This is a genomic window from Vibrio gigantis (assembly GCF_024347515.1).
In the GTDB taxonomy this organism is placed as follows: Bacteria; Pseudomonadota; Gammaproteobacteria; order Enterobacterales; family Vibrionaceae; genus Vibrio; species Vibrio gigantis.
Genome location: NZ_AP025492.1, coordinates 961,211 through 986,828, shown reverse-complemented (window position 1 = coordinate 986,828; position 25,618 = coordinate 961,211). Strand labels below are relative to the sequence as shown.

At 47.1% G+C, this 25,618-nt stretch carries 12 protein-coding genes; 6 read left to right on the top strand and 6 right to left on the bottom strand.

Annotated elements, in window-relative coordinates; all coding sequences use genetic code 11:
- Positions 1–157 precede the first annotated feature (157 nt).
- The gene (locus OCV56_RS04450) at positions 158–565 is read left to right on the top strand and encodes a thioesterase family protein (protein ID WP_009847292.1); all 408 of its coding nucleotides are present in this window, start codon (positions 158–160) and stop codon (positions 563–565) included.
- A 107-nt stretch (positions 566–672) separates the two neighbouring features.
- Here the strand turns inward: OCV56_RS04450 and OCV56_RS04445 are convergent, their stop codons facing one another.
- Positions 673–1,485 carry a 4'-phosphopantetheinyl transferase family protein gene (locus OCV56_RS04445; RefSeq protein ID WP_086712338.1) on the bottom strand — a complete coding sequence of 271 codons (813 nt, stop codon included), beginning with the start codon at positions 1,483–1,485 and terminating at the stop codon, positions 673–675.
- Between the two features lie 530 nt (positions 1,486–2,015).
- On the opposite strand from OCV56_RS04445, the gene OCV56_RS26105 reads away from it, so the two are divergent.
- Genes OCV56_RS26105 through pfaD form a run of 5 tightly spaced genes read left to right on the top strand, consistent with a single transcriptional unit; the run spans position 2,016 to position 19,661 of the window.
- On the top strand, positions 2,016–2,207 hold the full coding sequence (locus OCV56_RS26105) for a hypothetical protein (RefSeq protein ID WP_086712370.1): 192 nt from the start codon (positions 2,016–2,018) through the stop codon (positions 2,205–2,207).
- Positions 2,207–10,027, top strand: coding sequence for a type I polyketide synthase (locus OCV56_RS04440; RefSeq protein WP_086712339.1), 7,821 nt, complete (start codon positions 2,207–2,209; stop codon positions 10,025–10,027). The genes OCV56_RS26105 and OCV56_RS04440 overlap by 1 nt, the downstream gene beginning before the upstream one ends.
- Complete coding sequence (locus tag OCV56_RS04435) at positions 10,027–12,075, top strand: PfaB family protein (RefSeq protein WP_086712340.1); 2,049 nt, start codon at positions 10,027–10,029, stop codon at positions 12,073–12,075. Before OCV56_RS04440 ends, OCV56_RS04435 begins: the two co-directional genes overlap by 1 nt.
- Complete coding sequence (locus OCV56_RS04430; RefSeq protein ID WP_086712341.1) at positions 12,072–17,993, top strand: hotdog fold thioesterase; 5,922 nt, start codon at positions 12,072–12,074, stop codon at positions 17,991–17,993. The genes OCV56_RS04435 and OCV56_RS04430 overlap by 4 nt, the downstream gene beginning before the upstream one ends.
- 30 nt (positions 17,994–18,023) lie before the next feature.
- Complete coding sequence (gene pfaD / locus OCV56_RS04425) at positions 18,024–19,661, top strand: eicosapentaenoate synthase subunit PfaD (protein WP_086712342.1); 1,638 nt, start codon at positions 18,024–18,026, stop codon at positions 19,659–19,661.
- A 98-nt stretch (positions 19,662–19,759) separates the two neighbouring features.
- On the opposite strand, the gene hflX is transcribed toward pfaD, so the two are convergent.
- From hflX to OCV56_RS04400, 5 genes are all read right to left on the bottom strand, one after another.
- On the bottom strand, positions 19,760–21,127 hold the full coding sequence (hflX, locus tag OCV56_RS04420) for a GTPase HflX (protein WP_086712343.1): 1,368 nt from the start codon (positions 21,125–21,127) through the stop codon (positions 19,760–19,762).
- Between the two features lie 242 nt (positions 21,128–21,369).
- The gene (locus tag OCV56_RS04415) at positions 21,370–22,518 is read right to left on the bottom strand and encodes a S8 family serine peptidase (protein ID WP_086712344.1); all 1,149 of its coding nucleotides are present in this window, start codon (positions 22,516–22,518) and stop codon (positions 21,370–21,372) included.
- Between the two features lie 141 nt (positions 22,519–22,659).
- Positions 22,660–23,772 carry an ABC transporter ATP-binding protein gene (locus tag OCV56_RS04410; RefSeq protein ID WP_017056923.1) on the bottom strand — a complete coding sequence of 371 codons (1,113 nt, stop codon included), beginning with the start codon at positions 23,770–23,772 and terminating at the stop codon, positions 22,660–22,662.
- A 5-nt stretch (positions 23,773–23,777) separates the two neighbouring features.
- Positions 23,778–24,635, bottom strand: a complete 858-nt coding sequence (locus OCV56_RS04405; protein ID WP_048613124.1) for a carbohydrate ABC transporter permease — start codon at positions 24,633–24,635, stop codon at positions 23,778–23,780.
- Positions 24,632–25,570: a carbohydrate ABC transporter permease gene (locus OCV56_RS04400; protein WP_009848503.1), complete on the bottom strand. Its 939-nt coding sequence runs from the start codon at positions 25,568–25,570 to the stop codon at positions 24,632–24,634. The genes OCV56_RS04405 and OCV56_RS04400 overlap by 4 nt, the downstream gene beginning before the upstream one ends.
- Between the last annotated feature and the right edge of the window lie 48 nt (positions 25,571–25,618).

Sequence of the window (25,618 nt, the reverse complement as noted above, 5' to 3'; positions counted from 1 at the left end):
TAAATGGGTGGGAGTTGACCAAAGCATCAATGATAAATGAGGTCTGACCAAAAGCCCCTTTCACGAAGATGCCTTGAAGTAATTTCGACCTATCCTGTAGAGTGCTGCACAACTTAGTCAGATTTACTGATCCACTATAAACCAAGAGTTGCTACCAATGAGTCAGATCTACCATCACCCAGTACAGATTTACTACGAAGATACCGATCATTCAGGTGTGGTTTATCACCCTAACTTTCTCAAATACTTCGAGCGTGCACGCGAACATGTATTGGGTAGCGATAAACTGGCAACATTGTGGAATGAACACGGATTAGGTTTTGCGGTATATAAAGCCAACATGACTTTTCAAGATGGGGTTGAGTTCGCTGAGATCTGCGACATCCGAACCTCTTTTGAACTCGATGGCAAATACAAAACGCTATGGCGACAGGAAGTGTGGCGTAAAGATGCGACCAAACCTGCCGTGATTGGTGATATCGAGATGGTTTGCCTAGATAAAGACAAACAACTTCAGCCTGTACCCGCTGAAGTATTAAAAGCGATGCTTGGCGAAACGAGTTAACTAAGATTGTGAGAGGCTGAGAGGCTGAGAGGCTGAGAGCGTGAGTGGTTGAGAGTACGCCTTGTTCCAGATTAGAAGGTCAAGGGTCTAGTGTAACGAGCGTAAACTCAGCCAAGTAGCTTAGATTTTGGGAAGCACTTCATATCTAATTGCATAGGAAGCATTGCACCACCAAGCGTCACGGAAAATCGAAACTGGTTATCCAACCTTCCTAAACTGCATTGCCAATCTGTTGAAGCATCTCCTCGTTTAGTAACATCCAGCCCAACTCCGTTATGCACAATGATTCCATCATGCAACTGTGATTCTAAACCTGACGAATGAACTGGCAGTGTTTGTTGAGTTAGATTGGAAAAGTCGAACGAAAAACTTTTTAACGATGTAGCCAACCCTTTACCTGTCGCTTTGATGTACGACTCTTTCAAAGCCCATAAATCAAAGAATCGCTCCCTTTGCTCTTCTTTACCGAGTTCAAGTAAATCTGAGAGCTCTTTGTCCGAGAAGTAGTGCTTCATGATCGAGTCGATATTGGTCGAGTTTCTTGAATGTTCGATATCGACACCCAGCTGAACTTGCTTCCCTTCTTTCTGGCAAACCGCGATTAACAAATGTTCTTTGCTATGACTGATATTGAAATTCAGGCCAGTTTCTATTTGTTGTTTCTCAATTAAGCTTGGCTTGCCTTTCTCACCATACTCAAACCGCCACTCTTGAGCCGTCAAATTAGAGTAGAGCGACAACACCTCTCGCAAATAATTACGAACATAGAGCGCTTGGATCTGAGATGAAGGCATTCGATAACGTTCAACCTTAGCGACTTCATCGTCAGTCAGTTTCTGTTTAAGGCGCGACACATGATCAGTACCCTCATCCAAATCGCTTAGAGAAAAAAGCCACAAATCAACGACTGGTGTTTCCATCTTTTTAGCACTCACTTATTAAAAATCACTCTTCATAAAGCCATCAATAAAACATCAAAACGAACAAATTTAACTCACCTATATTTTGAGGGAAACATAGAGAATCTGCGCAGGAAACAGCCTTCATATACGGACTTAAAACTAACTTTTCAAATAATAACAAATTAAAACACAGATCACACTTCACCTTACAGAATAGGCACCTATTAAATGTTAGTTACAAAAATCTGACATAGATCTCACCAATCAAATAAATAGAGTATAAACACTAAAAAACCAGGCATACCCATTAATTATCAATAAGTTAATTCCATCAAAAACACAAAAAACAAAAGTTCCGTAAAATCATCTGGTCTGAACAGATCATAGTGGCCTCTGGGAGCATTGTATCGGTAACTCACCTCGGGTAGCCTGCTCAACCATTAAACAAATTCACACGTTTTCTTTGCGGATACCGACTTGTCATTTAGTCAGACTTTGAACAGGATTTTAATGGACATCGCCTCAACATTTGAATGCCACCGTCGCGCATGAAACACCTCCCCTACTCTCGTAAGTCAACGCACTTCGAAAACCTAATTTCTATCTGGTTGCCGCCACTCAGCAACCTGAATTTTCAGCTGCGCTTCCCTAAATCTGTTTCAGATTTTCTTTCTATAAGTTTTAAAGCACAGCCTCAAAACACGACATCACTTTCTGTGATTTCTAGTGGAGACTCATAATGAGCCAACCCGAGACAAATACACCGGAATCAGTCGACGATTCTCGACTGAATAAACGCCTTAAAGATATGCCTATCGCTATCGTTGGTATGGCGAGCATGTTTGCAAACTCTCGTTACCTGAATAAATTTTGGGATCTTATCAGCGAAAAGATCGATGCGATTACCGAAGTACCAGATACGCACTGGCGTCCAGAAGATTACTACGATTCAGATCGTACTACACCAGACAAGTCTTACTGTAAGCGCGGTGGTTTCATCCCTGAAGTGGACTTCAATCCAATGGAGTTCGGCCTTCCGCCAAATATCCTTGAACTGACTGATACGTCACAGCTGCTTTCTCTGATCGTGGCAAAAGAAGTACTTGAAGATGCCAAACTGCCAGAAGGCTACGATCGCGATAAGATCGGTATCACGCTGGGTGTTGGTGGTGGTCAGAAGATCGCTCAAAGCCTTAACGCTCGTCTTCAATACCCTGTTTTGAAAAAAGTATTCAAGAGCAGTGGCATCAACGACGAAGACAGCGAAATGCTGATCAAAAAATTCCAAGACCAATACATTCACTGGGAAGAGAACTCATTCCCTGGTTCATTGGGTAACGTAATTTCAGGTCGTATCGCTAACCGCTTTGACCTTGGTGGCATCAACTGTGTAGTAGACGCCGCTTGTGCAGGTTCTCTAGCCGCTATGCGCATGGCACTGAGCGAGCTGGTTGAAGGCCGCAGTGAAATGATGATCACAGGTGGTGTGTGTACCGATAACTCACCAACCATGTACATGAGCTTCTCTAAAACGCCAGCATTCACCACCAATGAAACCATTCAACCTTTCGATATCGACTCAAAAGGCATGATGATTGGTGAAGGCATCGGCATGGTTGCTCTTAAGCGTCTTGAAGATGCAGAGCGTGACGGCGACAGAATCTACTCGGTAATTAAAGGTGTGGGTTCTTCGTCGGATGGTAAGTTCAAGAGTATTTACGCGCCTCGCCCTGAAGGGCAAGCTAAAGCTCTGAAACGTGCTTACGATGATGCAGGTTTTGCACCGCACACGCTTGGCTTACTAGAAGCGCACGGTACTGGTACTGCTGCGGGTGATGTTGCTGAATTTGGTGGTTTAAACTCAGTATTCAGCGAGAACAATGAAGAGAAGCAACACATTGCATTAGGCTCTGTGAAATCTCAAATTGGTCACACCAAATCAACCGCGGGTACTGCAGGTTTAATCAAAGCTGCACTGGCACTGCACCACAAAGTACTGCCGCCAACGATTAACGTATCGGCTCCGAATCCTAAGTTAGATATCGAGAACTCACCGTTCTACCTAAACACACAAACACGTCCTTGGATGAAACGTGTCGACGGCACACCGCGCCGTGCAGGTATTAGCTCATTTGGTTTTGGTGGCACTAACTTCCACGTTGTATTGGAAGAATACACACCAGAACACGCTCGCGGTGACAAATACCGTCAGCGCCAAGTTCCGCAAACTCTATTGTTCAGCGCAGAGTCTCGCCAAGCACTGATCAATGAGCTCAAGCAGGTTTCAACTCAAGCTACAGATGTTGCGTTCAAACTGGAAACGCTTGCTGAGCAACACGCTCTACGCGAAGTTGACGCTAAGCATGCACGTCTTGGTTTAGTCGTTACTGACCAAGCAGACCTTCAAGCTCAGCTGACTCAAGCGGTTTCAATGCTTGAGAGCCAAACCAAAACACATTGGCAGATGCCAAACGGCACTAGCTACCGCGAGTCGGCACTGATTGCAGAAAACGGCGCAGGTAAAGTGGCAGCGCTATTTGCAGGTCAAGGGTCGCAATACCTGAACATGGGTCGCGAGCTTGCTTGTCATTACCCAGAGATGCGCCAACAGCTTGCTCAAGCGGATCAAGTATTTGGTCAGCACAAGAAAACGGCTCTGTCGCAAATTCTGTTCCCAATTCCAACTTTCACACCAGAAGCAACTAAAGCTCAAGAAGCGGTACTAACCAACACCGCCAATGCGCAAAGTGCGATTGGTACTTTGTCTATGAGTCAGTTCGACATCATGACCCAAGCTGGCTTCAAAGCAGACATGGTCGCAGGCCACAGCTTTGGTGAGCTAAGCGCACTATGTGCTTCGGGTGTTATCTCGCAAGACGATTACTACCAACTAGCTTTCGCTCGTGGCGATGCGATGGCAGCGACACCTGAACAAGGCGACAACGGTACTATGTTTGCGGTCATTCTAGACGCAGACAAACTTCCAGCCGTTGAAAGCTGCATCAGCCAATTCGAAGGTGTGAGCATTGCAAACTACAACGCTCCGACTCAATTGGTTATTGCTGGTCCAACAGCAACCGTTCAGCAAGCAGCACAAGCGCTAACAGATCAAGGTTTCAAAGCGATTGCTCTGCCAGTATCTGGTGCTTTCCACACACCGCTTGTTGCTCACGCTCAAAAACCATTTGCTGCTGCAATTGATAAAGCTTCATTCAGCGCTCCAACGCTGCCGCTTTACTCAAACGCAACAGGCAAACTGCACAGCAAAGACGCTAAAGCGATCAAGAAAGCGTTCAAGCAACACATGCTGCAATCGGTTCGTTTCAGCGAGCAAATTGAAGCGATGTATGAAGCAGGCGCGCGTGTATTCGTTGAGTTCGGTCCGAAAAACATTCTTCAAAAGTTGGTTGAGAAAACATTGGCTGATAAGAACGAAGAACTTTACGCAATCAGCATTAACCCAAGCCCTAAAGGCGACAGTGACCAACAGCTTCGCCTAGCTGCGGTTCAACTGTGCGTGGCAGGTGTTTCACTAGACAACATTGACCCTTACCAAGCTGACATTGCTGAACCTGCAAAGGCATCACCAATGAACATCAAGCTGAATGCAACCAACTACATCAGCCCTGCTACTCGTAAGAAAATGGATCAATCATTGGCTTCGGGCAACGTCACCGAAAAGACTGAGATTGTTGAAGTGAAAGTTGAAGTCGAGAAAATCGTGGAAAAAGAAGTGATTAAAACAGAAATCGTTGAAGTACCTGTTGCAGCTCCTCAAGCTTCAAATGTACAACCGTCAGTTGCACAAGTAGCAACAGCAGCTCAGCAGCCTCAAGTAGCACAACCTGCACCAGCGACTATTCAGTCAGTAGCTCAAGTATCGGTTGATGAATCTTCTCTGCAGTCGTTCTTCAATGCTCAACAACAAGCAGCCGAAGTACATCAGCAATTCTTGGCGATTCCTCAGCAATACGGTGACACGTTCAACACCCTAATGTCTGAGCAAGCGAAAATGGCAACGGCAGGCGTAGCAATTCCTGAGAACCTACAGCGTTCTATGGAGATGTTCCACCAGCACCAAGCTGAAACGCTAAAAGCGCACGCTCATTACCTAGAAATGCAAGCGCACAGCAACAACTCAGCACTTAATATGCTGACGCAAGGTTCAGTACAAACGGTACAACCAACTTTCGTTGCGCCAGTAAATACTCAGCCAGCGATTCAAGCTCCAGCTACTCCAACAGCGATCGTTCAACAGCCTGTAGCTCAAGTGCAAACTGCCCCTGTACAAGCGGCGCCAGTTCAAAATACAACAGCTCAACAAGCTCAACAAGCTCCAGTACAGAAAGCAGTTCCTGTACCACAAGTAGCGGCTCAAGCAGCAGCACCTGTTGCAGGTCAGCCAGTGCCAGTTAAAGCGCAACCAGCTCCTGTGGCTGCACCAGCAGCAGTACAAACAGCCGATGCTGAAAAAGTGATGCTAGAAGTAGTTGCCGAGAAAACGGGTTACCCAACGGAAATGCTTGATCTAGAAATGGACATGGAAGCTGACCTTGGTATCGACTCAATCAAGCGCGTAGAGATTCTTGGTACCGTTCAAGACGAAATGCCAAACCTACCTGAGCTGAATCCTGAAGATTTAGCTGAGTGTCGTACTCTTGGTGAAATCGTTACTTACATGAACAGCAAGATGCCTTCTGGAGTTTCAACTAATGACGCTGCACCAGTTCAAGCAGTTGCTGTAGCTAACGGTCTTGATGCACAAGTCGTTCAACAAACCATGCTAGAAGTAGTTGCTGAGAAGACAGGTTACCCAACGGAAATGCTTGATCTAGAAATGGATATGGAAGCAGACCTTGGTATCGATTCAATCAAGCGTGTTGAGATTCTTGGTACGGTTCAAGATGAACTGCCTACTCTTCCAGAGCTAAACCCTGAAGACTTAGCTGAGTGTCGTACTCTAGGCGAGATCGTAGACTACATGAACAGCAAGCTTCCGGCTTCTGCACCTGTAGTCGCTCAAACTGCAGCAACTTCAGTTCAAGCAGCTAGCGGTTTAGATGCAGCAGTAGTTCAAAAAACCATGTTAGAAGTGGTCGCAGAGAAGACGGGCTACCCGACTGAAATGCTAGACCTAGCAATGGACATGGAAGCCGACCTTGGTATCGACTCAATCAAGCGTGTTGAAATCCTAGGTACGGTACAAGACGAACTACCGACTCTTCCAGAGCTCAACCCTGAAGACCTCGCTGAGTGTCGTACTCTAGGCGAGATCGTAGACTACATGAACAGCAAGCTTCCAGCTTCGGCTCCAGTAGCAGCTCAAGTATCTACACCAGTGCAGGCTGTATCAAACGGTTTAAACGCAGAACAAGTTCAAGGCACAATGCTGAGCGTAGTGGCTGATAAAACGGGCTACCCAACAGAAATGCTAGACCTAGCAATGGACATGGAAGCAGACCTTGGCATCGACTCAATCAAACGTGTTGAGATCCTTGGTACGGTTCAAGACCAGCTACCAACATTGCCAGAGCTGAACCCTGAAGACCTAGCTGAGTGTCGTACGCTGGGTGAAATTGTTGACTACATGAACAGCAAGTTGGCTCCTAGTTCGGAAACTGCGACAGTAGCTCCAGAAGCAGATATAGCCTCAGTAGAAAGCGTAAGCAACGACCTAAACCCTGCTCATGTTCAATCAACAATGATGGAAGTGGTTGCCGACAAAACAGGTTACCCAGCAGAAATGCTCGACCTAGCGATGGACATGGAAGCAGACCTTGGTATCGACTCAATCAAACGCGTTGAGATCCTGGGTACGGTTCAAGACCAGCTACCAACACTGCCAGAGCTAAACCCTGAAGACTTAGCTGAGTGTCGTACGCTTGGTGAAATCGTTACCTACATGCAAAGCAAGCTATCTGCTGCACCCGTAGCGACTCCAAAAGCAGATTCAGTAACGCCAATCGCAGAAACAGCGACAGCGGAACTTCCTCCACACAATGAGGTAGCGCTAAAAAAGCTACCAGCGGCAGATAAATTCGTCGATTGTTTCTCAAAAAACGCTTGTGTCGTGATCACAGATGATGGTCACAACGCCGGTGTTCTAGCAGAAAAGTTGACCGCTAACGGCATTCAAGTTGCTGTAGTGCGTAGTGCTCTTTCTGCCGCGTCACCTTTAAACAGTGAAATCGCAAGCTACACACTCAACAGCGTCGATGATGCTGGTGTGACTGCGGTTATTAACGACATCGAAGCAGACCTTAAAACGTCGAACAAAGTGATTGCTGGCTTCATTCACCTACAAGCTATCGTTGATGCGAAACAAAGCAACGAGCAAGCGGTTAACTTGAATGCAGACTCAAGAGCTTCGCTAACCACAGCGTTCTTATTCGCTAAACACCTAAATGGTCAGCTGAATGCCGTTTCAGGTCGCAGCGTGTTCTTCACACTAAGCCGTATCGATGGTGGCTTTGGTTACCTAGATGCTAAGCAACTAGCGAATGCAGAACTTAACCAAGCAGCGCTGTCTGGTCTCACTAAGACACTGAGCCACGAATGGTCAAACGTGTTCTGCCGTGCATTGGATGCTGATGCTTCTATTGATGCTCGTCACCTTGCTGAAGCTATCACTGGCGAACTGTTCGATATCGATACCAACACGGTTGAAATCGGTCTTAGCCATGCGGAAAACGGTGAATCTGGTCGTGCAACATTGATTGCTGCAACACCAGGCGCTGCACAAACCAAAAACGCAGGCGCTCAGCTCACCAAGAGCGACAAAGTTTTGGTGACGGGTGGCGCTAAAGGCGTGACGTTTGAATGTGCACTAACACTTGCTAAGCAATGTAAGTCTCACTTCATTCTTGCAGGTCGTAGTAAGCATATTACTTCAGCTGAGCTACCTCAGTGGGCACAAGGCAAGCAAGAGAAAGATCTAAAACCAGCGGCTATCGCTCACCTACAAGCAACAGGTGACAAACCAACACCGAAGAAAGTTGATGCCTTGCTAAAACCAGTATTGAGCAGCCTTGAAATCAACGCAGCACTTGCCGCTTTCAACGAGATTGGCGCAAGCGCTGAATACCTAAGCCTAGATGTATCGAACCATGATTCAGTAGCGAAAACGCTGACAAACTTCGACGGCATTACTGGGCTTATCCATGGCGCAGGCGTACTGGCTGACAAACACATTCAAGACAAAACGCTTGATGAGCTGAACATGGTTTACGGCACGAAAGTGGGCGGACTAGAAGCAGTTCTTAGTGGTCTTGATAGCAGCAAGCTAAAACTGATTGCGATGTTCTCTTCGGCAGCGGGTTTCTACGGAAACACAGGCCAAAGTGACTACTCGATGTCTAACGAGATCCTAAACAAAGCGGCTCTGCAATTGTCTGCGCGTAACCCTCAAGCGAAAGTGATGAGCTTTAACTGGGGACCGTGGGACGGCGGTATGGTCAACGCAGCACTAAAACGTATGTTTACAGAGCGCGGTGTGTACGTAATTCCTCTTCAGGCAGGTGCGGAGCTATTTAGTTCTCAGCTACTGAACGAAACTGGCATTCAATTGCTGGTTGGCACTAGCATGCAAGGTTCTGACAACAAGGAAGCTGCTGTAAAAAAGCTTAATGCGGAGTCTGTGCATCTTGCAAAGAGTCCGCTGAATACAAGCATCACTGTGACACGTCATCTTGATCCGAAGGCATTGCCTTTCATTCAAGATCACTGCATTGCCGGTAACCCAGTGTTACCGACAGTGTGTGCCATCCAATGGATGCGCGAAGTAGCAGAGCAACTGTTAGGGGTGAACGTTAGCGTTCACAACTACAAACTGCTTAAGGGTGTGATTTTTGATACTGATGAAGTGCAAGAGCTGAAACTGGTTCTTTCCCCTGACGCTAAATCAAAAGATCAGCTAAAAGCAGTGATCAGTTGCCAAGGGCGACCACAGTATCAAGCTCAGTTGCAAGTTGCCTCTGTGCAAGTGTCTGAAGATGTTCAACAAGCGTCGACAAAGCGCTTTGAAGCCAACACTTCAACACCTGTAACAACGGCACAAGCTCTATACAGTGACGGTACTTTGTTTCATGGACCAAGACTGCAAGGTATTACTTCAGTCGAACGCTTTGACGACTTAGGCTTATTGGCTCAATGCCAGTTGCCTCAGATTGAAAACAGCGACTGCGGATCATTTATTCCGAAGCAAGGTTTTGGTGATAGCCAGCCATTTGCTGAAGATTATTTGCTGCAAACCATGCTGGTATGGGCTCGATTGAAATACGGCGCGGCAAGCCTGCCGTCTGCAATTGGTGAGTTTATTTGTTACGCACCGATGCACAATGGTGACCAAGGTTGGCTAGAGCTGAGCGTAATAAAAAGCACGGCTCGTTCACTGCAAGCTGATATCTCGCTTTACCATCAAGATGGTCGTTTAAGCGCAGTAATGAAAGGTGCCAAAGTCACCATCAGCAAGAGCTTAAATGACGCATTCTTGCCGAAACCTAGCTCAGCAGTGTCGAAGAAAGAGACTACTAAGAACGCAGAAAAGGAGCAATTGTCATAGTGACTGTTCCTACTAATAAAGCGATGCCATTGCGCATCGCTCTTTTAGCTCAGCCAGCAAACTCGGCTGAGCTTTCTGCCGACTTATCACCTTCGCTTCCAGAGGTGATTACTGTTGTGGTTGATGGCAATTTTAATCAAGCACTTACTCACACCATCGAGACAGTCAATCAAGGTAGTGTTGTTAAGCTTTGTTTGGATTCTCACTCTCCATCATTAGTGATGTTGAGTGCACTGACCGCTGCTCAGAATAAGATTCACCCACACGCGAATTTAGCGGGTTTTGTAGATGCTGTTACCGGAGATAGCATCCAGCTAGCTTTGGACATTGCACGCCGCCCCGCTTCAGACCTAAGCCATCAACAGCAATACTCAGCACTCTCTGCTTCGCAGCAGTTTGATGAGTTGTTGAATATGGTTGAAGCGATATCGAGCCGTTCATTGCCAAACCATTCATTACCGAGCCATTATTGGTTTACTGAGCCGAACAAAGCACGTGTTGCTGCGTTAACTTTCAGTGACGATAGCCAAAAAGCCACCAGCCTGATATTGACTCAAGCGACCGGTTTGCAAGAACCAAAGCCCTTGCTATCGAGCGAGCGTTTGATGTTTGTGGTTTCAGGCAACGAACAAGCCGAATTGGTTTCTCAGTTAACCTCGTTAAGAGAAGAGCTTAAATGCGTTAACGAATCGGCAGACAGCGAACTTGCTATCGCCAGCGTGATGCATTCAAACCTAAGCAACTTCCAAAGCGTTCAACACAATGTTGACCTTGGCGCGAATATCGTGATTCAGGCCGCTTCAATTGAGGCAGCACTACAAGAAATCACAGCGATAGAAAATGCGTTGCCAAAAGTAATGGCAGACAATAGCCACTACAAAACGCCAGCAGGCAGTTGTTTCTCACCTATGCCTCAAAGCAAAGGGGGTGTTGCATTTGTTTACCCTGGTGTTGGCACGGTTTATCCCGGCATGTTGCGCGAGTTTCACCACCATTTCCCACAGTTATTTGCCCGCTTAGAGCGAGAAGGGAACTTGAAAGAGATGCTGCAGGCTGACAAAACCTACGCTGAAGACTCGCAAGAAATGTCGCTCAGTGAATTGGCAATTGCAGGTGTGGGCAGTAGTTACCTGTTAACACAACTGCTATGTGATGAATTCAAAGTGCAGCCAGACTTCGCTTTAGGTTACTCCAAGGGTGAAGCTTCCATGTGGGCCAGCTTAAATGTTTGGAAAAACCCACATGCGCTGATTGAGATGACTCAAACCAGTCCTATCTTCACGACGGCTATTTCGGGCGAACTCACCGCGGTGCGTCAAGATTGGCAGCTAAACAGCGACGAAAGCATCCAATGGAATAGCTTTGTGGTTCGCAGTGATGCGCAAGCGATTGAGGCCCTGTTACCGGAGTTTCCACGTGCTTACCTTGCCATTATCCAAGGTGACACCTGCGTACTGGCCGGTTGTGAAAGCACATGTCGCGCACTACTCAAAAAATTGGGTAAACGTGGCATTGCCGCGAATCGTGTCACCGCAATGCACACCACGCCAGCGTTGAGCCAACACAGCCAAGTGCGAGAGTTTTACACGCAACCACTGTTCGACGAGTTGCCAAGGCATATCCGCTTTATCAGCGCAGCTGGCTTGCCAACTGGCGCACCAATCAATATCGATAGCGACAGCATCGCCCTTTCGATTGCCGACACTTTCTGTTCAACGCTGGATTTCACCGCGTTGATTCAAAGTGCGCGTCAACAAGGTGCTCGTCTGTTTGTCGAAGTAGGCGCCGATCGTCAAACCAGCACATTGATCGACAAGATCAACCGCAGCGACAGCGTATCAGACCAATACTACACAATCGCTTCCAATGCCAAAGGTGGCGACGATGTTATCACGCTCATCAAGTGCATTGGTCAGCTCATTACTCATCAAATTCCACTGTCTGTCGAGCCCCTTATTCAAGGGCTAGAACAACAGATCACCGCCGCTAAGCAATTCAGTGGTGTATGCAAAGGCAGAACAGTAAATCATCAAGGAGAGCTAGTATGAGTTCTCAATATCAGGCTCAAGCTCAGAATAAGCAGCAAGTGAAGTGCAATAAGATCGCGATTGTCGGTATTGCGAACCAATACCCAGAAGCTGATACGCCAAAAGACTTTTGGCAAAACTTGCTGAACAAAAAAGATTCTCGAACCACATTAAGCGCTGAAAAGTTAGGCGCTAAACCTGAAAGCTATCAGGGCGTGCAAGGTGAGTCGGACCGCTTTTACTGTGATAAAGGCGGCTACATCGAAAACTTCAATTTCGACAGCAATGGCTACCGCTTAACAGCCGAGTCATTCAAAGGTGTCGACCAGAGTTTCCTTTGGGCTTTGGATACCAGTCGTAAGGCTTTAGTCGACGCCGGCATTGATCTGAATGCCGATGTTTTAGATCGCACAGGCGTGATCATGGGTGCCCTTTCGTTCCCAACAACACGTTCGAACGATCTGTTTCTGCCGATGTATCACTCGGTGGTAGAGAAAGCACTACAAGCAAAATTGGCTAATGACCAGTTTTCACTGCTGCCAACCAATGAAACTGCTCAAGACCTCAACCCGATCAACGGTGCGGCAGCACACAACGCCTCGAAGTTAGTGGCTGATGCGTTGGGTCTAGGCAACGTGCAACTTAGCCTAGATGCGGCATGTGCGAGCTCAGTGTATTCATTGAAGTTAGCGTGTGATTACTTGAACACGGGCAAAGCCGACATGATGTTGGCGGGTGCGGTATCTGGTGCAGACCCATTCTTCATCAACATGGGATTCTCCATTTTCCACGCTTACCCAGACCACGGTGTGTCGGTTCCGTTTGATAGCAACAGTAAAGGCTTGTTTGCTGGCGAAGGCGCCGGTGTTTTAGTACTAAAACGCTTAGCTGATGCCGAGCGTGATGGCGACAACATTTATGCGGTAGTGAGCGGCATTGGCTTATCGAACGATGGCCGTGGCCAGTTCGTATTAAGCCCAAACAGCAAAGGACAAGTACAAGCCTTTGAACGCGCTTACGAGGCTTCAAACCTATCACCAGACAGCATTGAAGTGATTGAGTGTCACGCAACCGGCACACCATTAGGTGACAAGGTTGAGTTAACCTCAATGGAACGATTCTTTACTGAAAAATTGAATGGTTCTAACCCGCCATTGATTGGTTCTGCGAAATCAAACCTCGGTCACTTACTGACTGCGGCAGGTATGCCGGGGATCATGAAGATGATCTTTGCGATGAAAGAAGGCGTGCTGCCACCAAGTATTAACTTGGATAAGCCACTATCGTCGCCAGAAGGTTTATTTGGCTCGCAGACTCTACCAACGCAGGTTCAACCTTGGCCAAGTAAAGCGGGTAACTCAGAGCGCTGCGCAGGTGTGTCTGTATTTGGTTTCGGTGGTTGTAACGCTCACTTGCTGCTTGAAGCGTATTCAAACACCAGCCATGTAAACCAGGCTCTAGAGTCAACGTCTCCAAGACTACAATCGCCTAATTTAAGTATTACAGGCCTAGCGTCTCACTTCGGTTCTCTGCAAAGTATCAATGCACTAAGTACTGCGATCGAGACCAACAACGATGCTTTCATTGCTTTGCCTAAGAAACGCTGGAAAGGCTTAGACCAACATCCAGAACTACTGAATCAATTTGGTTTACACGGCATTCCAAACGGAGCGTACATCGATCAATTCGATCTCGATTTCCTACGCTTCAAAGTGCCGCCTAATGAAGATGACCGTTTGATCTCTCAGCAGTTGCTACTGATGAAAGTTGCAGATGAAGCCATCAAAGATGCCAAGCTCGTAGCGGGCCAAAAGGTAGCTGTACTGGTCGCAATGGAAACAGAGCTTGAGATGCACCAATTCCGTGGGCGCGTAAACCTGCATAGCCAACTGGCTGACAGCTTTGCCAACATGGGTATAGAACTAACTCAAGACGAATACCAATCGCTAGAAACCATCGCGATGGACAGTGTGATGGACGCTGCCAAGCTGAACCAATACACCAGTTTCATCGGCAATATCATGGCTTCGCGTATCTCTTCATTGTGGGACTTTAATGGCCCTGCCTTTACGATTTCAGCCGCTGAACAGTCGGTTGCTCGTTGTATCGATGTCGCGCAAAACCTAATGTCGCAAGAATCAATGGACGCAGTCGTGATTGCAGCCGTTGACCTAAGCGGCAGTGCAGAGCATGTGATTCTGAACAACAGCGTGAGCCCAGTGTCGCTTGCTCCAAAATTCGGACAACCGCAAGACGGCAGTTGGAATGTAGGTGAAGGCGCAGGTGCGATTGTTCTTGTTGAAGAAGGTCGAGTAGCTAGCAACCAAGACACGGCTTACGGCAGCATCAACGCATTGGCTTTTGGTTCAAGCAAGCATAACAACGCCGTTGCTGATGAGTTACTGACTCAAGTTGGCATGGGCTCGAACGATGTTTCTCTGCTTGAGCTTAACCATGGGCCAGAGACTTCATCGCATGAATCTTCGTTTCTCAGCCTAGGGAACACAAAGACGACTCAAGCGAGCCAACGTGTTGGTCACTGCTCTGCAGCTTCTGGCATGGCAAGCCTGCTACACGGTCTGCTCAACCTGAACCTTGCACCTCTGAATCCAAATGTCAGCTCTAAGAGCGCGATAGTTGCCAACATCAGCGAAGGACAATGTTCACAGCTGCTACTAAGTCAATCGAGTGTTGAATCTCACTCACTTTCTGTTCGTTTAAGTAGTGAACTGGCAAGTGATACTAAGCGTCAATTGGTTAAACAAGTGACTCTCGGTGGCCGCGATATTTATCAACACATCGCAGAGACACCAATCGCTAACCTAGCGCACATTCAACAAAAAGCTTCTGGTAAGCAAGCGGCGCGAATCGTTTCTGTCCCAACGACTGCACACATTCAGGCAACACTAAAAGACAAAGCCGAGATTGCAGAGAAAGCAGCACACGCTACAGAAACATTGTCACCATCAGTATCCCCTACTCTGGCGCAAACTCGCCACAGTCAGCTAACAGGTAACCACAGCAATATGACTCATGTCCTATCCGCTAAAAATGGCGCATCGAACATCGACGCTGATACGGATGCAGCATCACAGCCGTCTGTAACACCATACAACCACGCTTTTGCTCAAAATCAGCAAGCGGCGCAGCAAGTACACAAAGCATTCCTGCACACTCGTGCCCAAGGTATGCAGATGGCTGATGCACTATTAAAAGCACAGCTAAACGCAGTTACGGCTGGTTTAGATAGCTCAGCCGTTTCTCAACAAACGAATGGTCAACAAACGACGGGGCAACAGACATCAGATCAGCCTGTTCAAGCTCAACCAACTCAAGCCCAGTCAGTGCCAGTCAACGTATTTGCGACGCCTGCACCTGTGAAGCCCGTTCGTAAGCCATGTATCTGGGATTACGATGATCTGGTTGAATACGCTGAAGGCGACATCGCTAACGTATTTGGCCCCGACTACGCGATCATTGATAGCTACTCGCGCCGCGTTCGTTTGCCAACCACCGACTACCTATTGGTATCTCGTGTGACTAAGCTCAACGCGACCGTTAACGAGTACAAGCCAAGCACAATGACCACAGAATACGACATCCCTGTTGATGCACCGTATCTTGTAGATGGTCAGATCCCTTGGGCAGTTGCGGTTGAATCTGGCCAATGTGACCTGATGCTGATCAGCTACCTAGGCATTGATTTTGAAAACAAAGGCGAGCGCGTTTATCGCCTACTCGATTGTACGCTGACCTTCCTTGGCGACTTGCCTCGTGGTGGCGATACACTCCGTTACGACATCTCAATCAACAGCTTTGCTCGCAATGGCGACACACTACTTTTCTTCTTCTCGTACGAGTGTTTCGTTGGCGACAAGATGATCCTGAAAATGGATAACGGCTGTGCAGGCTTCTTCACTGATGAAGAACTGGCAGACGGCAAAGGTGTGATTCACACTGAAGACGAGATCAAGGCTCGTAAGCTTGCAACTAAGCAACGCTTCGACCCGATTCTGCACTGCCCTAAAACGCAGTTTAACCACCAAGAATTACGCCACCTACTGACTGCAAACATCGCAGAATGTTTTGGCCCAACTCACCAATCTGATCGCCACCAGCCTTCTCTATGCTTCAGCTCAGAGAAGTTCATGATGATCGAAAAGGTCAGCCGTGTTGAACCACAAGGCGGCACATGGGGACTTGGTCTGATTGAAGGTCACAAACAGCTAGAGCCAGAGCACTGGTACTTCCCTTGTCACTTCAAAGATGACTCAGTAATGGCTGGCTCTTTGATGGCAGAAGGTTGTGGTCAACTGCTTCAGTTCTTCATGATGCACCTTGGCATGCACACGCTTGTTCAAAATGGTCGTTTCCAACCCCTTGAAAACGCGCCTCAACAAGTGCGTTGTCGTGGACAAGTGCTACCACAATCGGCAGAACTGACTTACCGCATGGAAGTGACTGAAATTGGTCTAAGCCCTCGCCCATACGCGAAGGCTAACATCGATATCTTGCTGAACGGCAAAGTGATTGTTGATTTCCAAAACTTAGGTGTAATGCTCAAAGAAGATGACGAATGTACTCGTTACCTGCCTTCTTTAGAAACACCTGTTGCGACCCCTGTTATCGAAAACTTGGGTCATACACCCGCCGTTAATCAGCAGGCTTCAGCAAATGCACCACTGATGGCGCAAATTGAAGATCTAGAAACTGCGCCAAACAAAGGCGTAATCCCTCTTCAACACGTTGAAGCTCCGGTAACGCCAGATTACCCGAACCGAACACCCGATACGGTTCCGTTCACGCCTTATCACATGTTCGAATTCGCGACTGGAGATATCGAAAAATGTTTCGGCCCTGACTTCTCTATCTACCGTGGAATGATTCCACCACGTACTCCGTGTGGCGACTTGCAGTTAACCACTCGTGTCGTAGAAATCGACGGTAAGCGTGGCGACTTCAAGAAGCCTTCATCGTGTATCGCAGAATACGAAGTGCCAGAAAACGCATGGTATTTCGATGAAAACAGCCACCATACCTTAATGCCTTACTCGGTATTGATGGAGATTTCACTTCAGCCAAACGGCTTCATCTCTGGCTACATGGGCACCACATTGGGCTTCCCAGGTGAAGAACTGTTTTTCCGTAACCTAGACGGCAGTGGCAAAATGCTGCGTAACGTCGACTTACGTGGCAAAACCATCACCAATGATTCTCGTCTTCTTTCAACCGTCATGATGGGCACCAACATCGTGCAGAGCTTCAGCTTCGAACTGAGCACTGACGGCGTGCCTTTCTACCAAGGTACAGCGGTATTTGGTTACTTCAAAGGTGCTGCACTGAAAGACCAACTAGGTTTGGACAACGGTAAGGTGACTCATCCTTGGCACGTTGATAACAACCGCACGCCGGATGTAAACATCAACCTGCTAGACAAAACAACTCGTTACTTCAATGCACCCGTTTCAGCTGCGGGTGAAGTTCAAGAGCACTACAAATTGGCTGGCGGTCGTTTGAACTTTATCGATACCGTACAGATCACTAGCGACGGTGGTAAAGACGGCCTTGGCTACCTATATGCAGAGCGTACGATTGACCCAAGCGATTGGTTCTTCCAATTCCACTTCCATCAAGACCCAGTAATGCCAGGTTCTCTAGGTGTCGAAGCGATCATCGAGCTGATGCAAACCTATGCGCTAAACAAAGATCTTGGCGCTGGCTTCCGCAATCCGAAGTTCGGTCAAATCCAATCTGAAGTGAAATGGAAATACCGTGGTCAGATTAACCCTCTGAACAAACAGATGTCTCTGGATGTACATATCACTGCGGTTAAAGACGAAGACGGCAAACGCATCATCGTTGGCGACGCAAACCTGAGCAAAGATGGTCTGCGTATTTACGAAGTGAAAGACATCGCAATTTGTATCGAAGAAGCATGAGCCTGACACGGAACTAGGAAAGAAATAATTATGACAACTCAAACTACTATCAATAACGAAAAGCTATCTCCGTGGCCTTGGCAGATTGAAGAGAACACTACTCATTTTGATAGCGCGGCAATGTCGACGATCTTAAAAGACTTAAGCCTTGCTTGTTACGTAGTGAACCACCCAGAAAAAGGCTTGGGCGTAAGCCAACAAGCTGAAATTACATCGGGTGATTCAGCAAGTGCAGCGAACAGCCAGCCTGTTAGCGCTTTTGCTCCTGCACTCGGTACACAAAGCCTAGGCGACGAAGATTTTCGCCGCTGTCACGGCGTAAAATACGCTTACTATGCAGGTGCAATGGCAAATGGCATTTCATCTGAAGAGTTGGTGATTGCGCTTGGTCAGGCTGGCATTCTTTGTTCATTTGGTGCGGCAGGCCTAATCCCGTCTCGCGTTGAGCAAGCGATTAACCGTATTCAAGCAGCACTGCCAAACGGCCCTTACGCGTTTAACCTGATTCACAGTCCAAGTGAACCAGCGCTAGAACGTGGCAGTGTAGAGCTGTTTTTGAAGCACAAAGTGAAAACGGTTGAGGCTTCTGCATTCTTAGGTTTAACACCGCAAATCGTTCACTATCGTGCCGCTGGCCTTAGCCGCGATGCACAAGGCGAGATTCAGATTGGCAACAAAGTTATTGCTAAGGTAAGCCGCACTGAAGTCGCAAGTAAGTTCATGCAGCCTGCTCCTGTGAAAATGCTGCAAGCTTTGGTCGACGAAGGCAGAATCACAACAGAACAGATGGAACTGGCACAGCTGGTTCCTATGGCGGACGACATTACAGCAGAAGCCGATTCTGGTGGTCACACAGATAACCGTCCACTGGTTACCCTACTGCCAACAATACTTGCACTGAAAGAGCAAATTCAAGCACAGTACCAATTCAAAACTCCGCTACGTGTCGGTTGTGGTGGTGGCGTAGGTACGCCTGACGCTGCTCTAGCGACGTTTAACATGGGCGCAGCTTACATTGTTACTGGTTCAATCAACCAAGCATGTGTTGAGGCTGGCGCGAGCGAACACACACGTAAGCTGCTTTCGACAACTGAAATGGCTGACGTGACTATGGCCCCGGCGGCAGACATGTTCGAAATGGGTGTGAAACTGCAAGTGGTTAAACGCGGCACTTTATTCCCAATGCGTGCAAACAAACTGTATGAGCTATACACACGTTACGACTCAATTGAAGCGATTCCAGTAGAAGAGCGTCTGAAGCTAGAGAAGCAAGTATTCCGTTCAACACTGGATGATATTTGGGCTGGCACTGTGGCTCACTTTAACGAACGCGACCCGAAACAGATCGAACGTGCTGAAGGCAACCCGAAACGTAAAATGGCGTTGATTTTCCGCTGGTACTTGGGTCTTTCTAGCCGTTGGTCAAACACAGGCGAACAAGGTCGTGAAATGGATTATCAAGTATGGGCTGGCCCTGCACTTGGCGCATTCAACGCATGGGCAAAAGACAGCTACCTAGATGATTACCAACAACGTAATGCAGTAGACCTAGCCAAGCACCTGATGCACGGTGCGGCTTACTTAGCACGTGTTAACCTGCTGACTTCGCAAGGTATCAAGCTTGATCCAGAACTTGCACGCTGGAAGCCGACTCAAAGAATGGCGTAAGTAACTCATAACTTAGATTAGCTAGGCTCAACGAATAAAAAAAGCGACCACTTAGGTCGCTTTTTCTTTGGACGTTCTTATCTCAACTAGATAGACATTTAAGACTTCTGCATACGCTTTTTCAAACGCGCTAAATCAATCGCGCTTGAACGAACCGTTAATTTAATATGCTCGTAGTCGTACTCTTCTTTAACCACACTCATGTTTGAGCGAATCTCACCGATGATGCCTTGTCCAGAATAAGGGATAGTGATCTCTTCTTCGATCATGCCTTCTTCAGCAACACCAACGATGTACTTGTGCAGTTTAGTGATATCTAACGGATCACGAGTTGACGTCAGCATCGCATCTGGGAACTCTTTAATCAGCGCTAATTGCTGTTCTTCAGTCAATCTATCGCACTTATTCAGCACTAATAGTTTTTCGCTACCTTCAACGCCCACTTGCGCTAATACGTCGTGTACCACATCAAGCTGTGCACGGAATGAAACGTCAGAGGCATCAACCACATAAAGCAACAAAGAAGCATCATGCGCTTCTGCTAGCGTTGAGTGGAATGAAGCAACAAGATCGTGTGGCAGTTTCTTGATGAAACCAACGGTATCTGAAACTAAGATACGCGGCTGAGTAATCGGCTGAAGCGCGCGAACCGTAGTATCTAGCGTTGCGAACAGTTTATCTTCACCTACCACTTCGGTTGCGGTCATTGCACGCATCATCGAAGATTTACCGGCATTGGTGTAGCCAACTAAAGCAACAGTGAAAAGCTCCGCGCGTCTTGTGCGTCGGGTCTTCATTTCATCTTGAACGCTTACTAGCTCACGCTTAAGCGCAGCAATTTGGTCACGTACGTTACGACGGTCTAGCTCTAGTGAAGTTTCACCAGCGCCCTGACCCATCTGGCGCTCTTTGTCGCCCTCAGCCGTTTCACGAAGTCGTGGCACTAAATAGTTTAGACGAGCGATATCAACTTGCAGACGAGCAGTACGAGTACGAGCGTGACGGCTGAAGATTTCGATGATGATGCCAGTACGGTCAAATACTTCCACACCCAAACTAGCCTCAACAGTGCGCAGTTGAGATGGACTTAAATCACAGTCAAAGACCACAACATCAGCAGCACCATATTGGAAATTGCCCGTTGGAAGATCATCAAAGTCTAGCTCGTCGATTTCTGAATCAAACAGACCAGATTCATCAAGGAAGTCTTCATCTTCTGCTTCTTCAATCGAACCTTGGTAACCAGTTAGGTGTGCAATTTCCGCAAGCTTACCTGCACCCAACACGTTTTGTCGTTGAGTTGAACTGTGGTGCTGCGATTGAGTACCGACCACTTTAAACCCTAGGGTTGTTACTAAGCGAGCAAGTTCGGCAAGAGACTCTTTTGCTTCGTCACCTTTGAAGTCCGGTGTCGTAATAGAAATAAGTAAAGCGTTACTAGCTGAGGGTTTTGCTGTTAGTTTCATGTATTCTTCTGTTTATGCACCAAAGTGCAACCTAGTATTTGGTCTAAAGTTGGGTCGATCCTACGCGTTTCTACGTCAGCTTTATATAGCCACATCACACTAAATATCAGCTTTGATGATAATTAACTGTCTACTCGATGATTATTCACAATAAAAAACGACCCATCAGGTCGCTTTTTATTATGTCGAGACTGGAATCTCACTTATCAGAAAGATCTTCGTTAATTCCCAGCCGGAACCTCTTACTTCACAGCAATCAGATCTGCATTGCCATCTGGGTCATTATTTACCGTTCCATCTGTTGATGGTAATTCACCATCACCTAACCCACTCGCTAAAATGACACCACAGAAGTGAGGAGCTGCCATTGAGGTACCATTATAAGAAACAGTTCCTCCACCCGCTTTGGTCGATAACACATCGACTCCCGGTTGAGCATAATCAACATCAGCCCCATAATTTGAAAAGTAAGCAAAATTATCATTGGTCTCTTCAAATGCAGAAATCGTAAAGATATTTGTGCCATTCGTACTCGCTGGGGTAAAACCATTCGCATCTAACCCAGAATTACCCGCAGCGATAGAGAAAAAGATCCCCTGTGCGGCGGCAGCTTGAATAGCAGTTTCCAATGCGGCCGAATACCCTGAACCTCCCAAGCTCATATTGGCACAATCACCCGCACTACCATTAATCGCCACATGTTCAACACCAGCAATAACTCCAGACATTGAACCACTGCCACTATTATCTAGGACTCGAACAGGGATCACTTCCACACCGGGCGCAACACCGATGACATCAAAGCCATCGTCGTAAGCTCCTATCGTTCCCGCAACATGTGTACCGTGGCCATTGCCATCATTAGTGTTGGTCTTCTTACCACGGGTAAAATTAGCACCGCGTGATTTATTTACGTTCAAATCAGGATGATTACTGTCAATACCTGAATCAATCACCCATGCAACGGATGAGGAACTACTCATATCCACAGTCCCACCATTCACTCTCGTTACACCCCACGGCGTTTGCTGATCAGCTCGTTCAACATCGCCACCTCCGCCACCACCTCTACCGGGTTTTCCTCCTCGCGGTAAAGCATGCATCTCAATATCTGGCTCTATGTATTCAATTTCAGGGAACCTATTTTTAAGACCTTTGAGTGCTTGCTCAGGCACCTTGAGTGAAAATCCTTTCAGAACATGGCTATATTGATATCCAACCACACCGTGCCCGTTAGCAACTTCACGGGCAATATCGCTCGCTCGCGACACGGAGGTATTATTCTTTAACACAACAATATAGCTATCTCTTAAATCTTGGTTTACCACCCCCAAGACAGAAGAGGAAAACAGAGCGAGTGTCACCGCTCCTGCAATTATATGAACTCTCATTACAACTTTCCTTTTCCTAGGAATAAGTATCAAATAAAGCATAGTCGCTACTGATGATTTTATCATTAATGTAAGTAAGAGGTGGCTAGAAGCAAAACACCTCATCAAGTGATGAAGTGTTAGATAGTCGTGTGGATGTGTCTAGAAATCAATTCTGGCTTCGGTCTGCGCGTCAAAGAAAACCGCTTTTGATAAGTCAAAATGAAGTGGCGCCATTTGCCCTACTGACACTTCAAACTCTGGCGATAAGCGACACGCCACTTCTTGGTCATTCACTTTGACCATCGCGATCGTATCTGGCCCTGTAGGTTCCAATACCTCTAGCTGTAAGTCTAGCTTTGTAGAGGCAGAAACATCATCGCCTTCCTGCTCGGTGATGTGCTCTGGACGTAACCCAATCACCAACTCCTTACCATCCTGGTCACGCATACTTTGTGGCAAACGAATATGGTGCTCTTGATCTGCCGTGCCAACCACCTTGATGATCGGATTCTGTTCCTCATCCAAATCCACCATGGTCTTAATGAAGTTCATGGATGGTGAACCCATAAAGCCCGCCACAAACATATTGTTGGGCTTGGTGTAGATCTCTTGCGGCGTACCGAGCTGCTGCAGTTCACCGTCCTTCATGACTGCGATACGGTCAGCGAGTGTCATTGCTTCAATTTGATCATGGGTTACATAAACGATCGTGGTGTTGAGCTTTTGGTGCAAGCGCTTGATCTGGTGTCGCATCTCAACACGCAACTTAGCGTCCAAGTTAGAAAGCGGTTCATCGAACAGATACAGCTTCGGACGACGCGCCAAAGCACGCCCCATTGCCACACGTTGGCGCTGACCACCAGATAACTGGGATGGTTTACGATCAAGCAGTTGTTCGATTTGTAGCATTTCAGCGACACGATTCACCTCTGCATCGATCTCGTCCTGTGGCATCTTACGAATCTTCAAACCAAAAGCGATATTGCCTCGTACTGTCATGTTCGGATAAAGCGCGTAGGACTGAAACACCATCGCGATATCACGGTCTTTAGGTTCAACCTGCGCTACATCTACACCATCAATCACGATTTCACCCGAGCTTATATTTTCTAGCCCTGCGATAGTGTTCATTAGGGTGGATTTTCCACACCCCGAAGGGCCGACAAGTATCAAAAATTCCCCCGAATCGATACTGATGTCGATGCCCTTTAACGTTTCGTTGTCCGCGTTGCGATAGGTTTTACGGATCTGTTTTAAATCTAATGTTGCCATGGTAATTATCCTTTTACTGATCCTGCCGTTAGGCCACGAACAAAATATTTTCCTGCGAAGACATACACCAACAACGTTGGCAGTGCGGCGATGATCGCGGCAGCCATGTCGACGTTGTATTCTTTAACGCCTGTGCTGGTGTTAACTAAGTTATTTAATGCGACGGTGATCGGCTGAGTTTCTGAGCCTGAATACACCACCCCGAACAAGAAATCATTCCAGATTGCGGTGAACTGCCAGATCACCGTCACCATGATAATTGGCGTTGAGATCGGCAATAAGATCTTGAAGAAGATAGTAAAGAAGCCTGCACCATCCAGTTTTGCCGCTTTGATCAATTCATCCGGAATCGAGATGTAAAAGTTACGGAAAAACAGAGTCGTAAACGCCATACCGTAGATAACATGCACAATCACCAAGCCGATGGTTGTGTTAGCCAAGCCCATCTTGCCAAGCATGGTCGCCATTGGCAGCAGCACCACTTGGAACGGAATAAAGCAACCAAACAACAGCAAGCTAAAGAACAGATTTGAACCTCTGAACTGCCACTTGGTTACCACGTAGCCATTGAATGCACCGAGCAATGTTGAAATAGCAACCGCAGGAATCACCATTTGGAAAGAGTTCCAGAAGTACCCTTTAATGCCTTCACATTTTACGCCCGTACACGCGGTGTCCCACGCTTTATACCAAGCATCGAATACCCACTCTTTTGGTAAACTCATCAAGTTTCCCGCCTTGATGTCAGGCAGAGTTTTGAATGACGTCAGTACCATTACGAACAGCGGCATTAGGTAAACCAAGCAGAAGAAAAGCAGTGCTGAATAAATAAAGATTCGAGCAAAATTGATGTTATTCATCATGACTTTTTCTCCCTAAGTTCAGAGTAAAGGTAAGGCACGAGAATCGCTAAAATACCAGCAAGCATCATCATGGCACTCGCAGCACCAAGGCCGATTTGCCCACGTGTAAACGAGTGTGCATACATGAATAGCGCAGGAAGGTCCGATGAATAACCTGGGCCGCCCGCTGTCATTGCCGTCACGAGGTCGAAACTCTTAATCGCAATGTGTGAAGTGATGATCACCGCACTAAAAACTACAGGGCGTAAGCAAGGCAGAATGATTTTGAGATAGATAGTAGGCAAGCTTGCGCCATCGATTTGAGCTGCTTTGATGATTGAAGAATCGATACCACGCAAACCCGCTAAGAACATCGCCATCACAAATCCTGAAGACTGCCACAGTGCCGCGATAACTAAGGTATACACCGACATTTCAGAGTCGACTAACCAATCGAATTTGAAGTCAGTAAAGCCCCAATCTTGCATCAGTTTTTCAATGCCAAGACCTGGATTAAGAATCCATTTCCAAGCGGTACCCGTCACGATGAATGACAACGCCATTGGGTATAAATAGATAGTACGAATCGCCCCTTCTTGGCGGATATTCTGGTCAAGCAACACCGCTAAACCAACACCTAACAAGATAGCAATTGCCATAAATAGAAAACCAAACACACCGAGGTTGGTGATTGAGGTTATCCAGCGATCGTTATCCATCAGCTTTTCATATTGGGTTAAACCAACGAAGTTAAAGCTTGGTAGAAATCGAGAGTTGGTGAACGACAACGCTGCCGTCCAAAAAATGTAGCCGTAGATACACACCACGGTCACTAACGCGGTGGGCGCCAGTACAATTTTAGGTAACCAATGTTGCAACCTGTCAGCAAAACTCGGTTTCGGTGCAGGCTGGCTCCTTGTGGGTTTTGGAGTCGACTCAGTCAAAACATGCTCCATAACTTATCCTTGTTGCACAATCGAACCAATGGCTTACCTCACGGCACC

Coding starts and splice junctions, on each gene's coding strand:
- OCV56_RS04415 (WP_086712344.1), bottom strand. CDS start 22,518: ATGAGAGTTCATATAATTGCAGGAGCGGTGACACTCGCTCTGTTTTCC.
- hflX (WP_086712343.1), bottom strand. CDS start 21,127: ATGAAACTAACAGCAAAACCCTCAGCTAGTAACGCTTTACTTATTTCT.
- OCV56_RS04445 (WP_086712338.1), bottom strand. CDS start 1,485: ATGGAAACACCAGTCGTTGATTTGTGGCTTTTTTCTCTAAGCGATTTG.
- OCV56_RS26105 (WP_086712370.1), top strand. CDS start 2,016: ATGAAACACCTCCCCTACTCTCGTAAGTCAACGCACTTCGAAAACCTA.
- OCV56_RS04400 (WP_009848503.1), bottom strand. CDS start 25,570: ATGGAGCATGTTTTGACTGAGTCGACTCCAAAACCCACAAGGAGCCAG.
- OCV56_RS04450 (WP_009847292.1), top strand. CDS start 158: ATGAGTCAGATCTACCATCACCCAGTACAGATTTACTACGAAGATACC.
- OCV56_RS04440 (WP_086712339.1), top strand. CDS start 2,207: ATGAGCCAACCCGAGACAAATACACCGGAATCAGTCGACGATTCTCGA.
- OCV56_RS04430 (WP_086712341.1), top strand. CDS start 12,072: ATGAGTTCTCAATATCAGGCTCAAGCTCAGAATAAGCAGCAAGTGAAG.
- OCV56_RS04405 (WP_048613124.1), bottom strand. CDS start 24,635: ATGATGAATAACATCAATTTTGCTCGAATCTTTATTTATTCAGCACTG.
- pfaD (WP_086712342.1), top strand. CDS start 18,024: ATGACAACTCAAACTACTATCAATAACGAAAAGCTATCTCCGTGGCCT.
- OCV56_RS04410 (WP_017056923.1), bottom strand. CDS start 23,772: ATGGCAACATTAGATTTAAAACAGATCCGTAAAACCTATCGCAACGCG.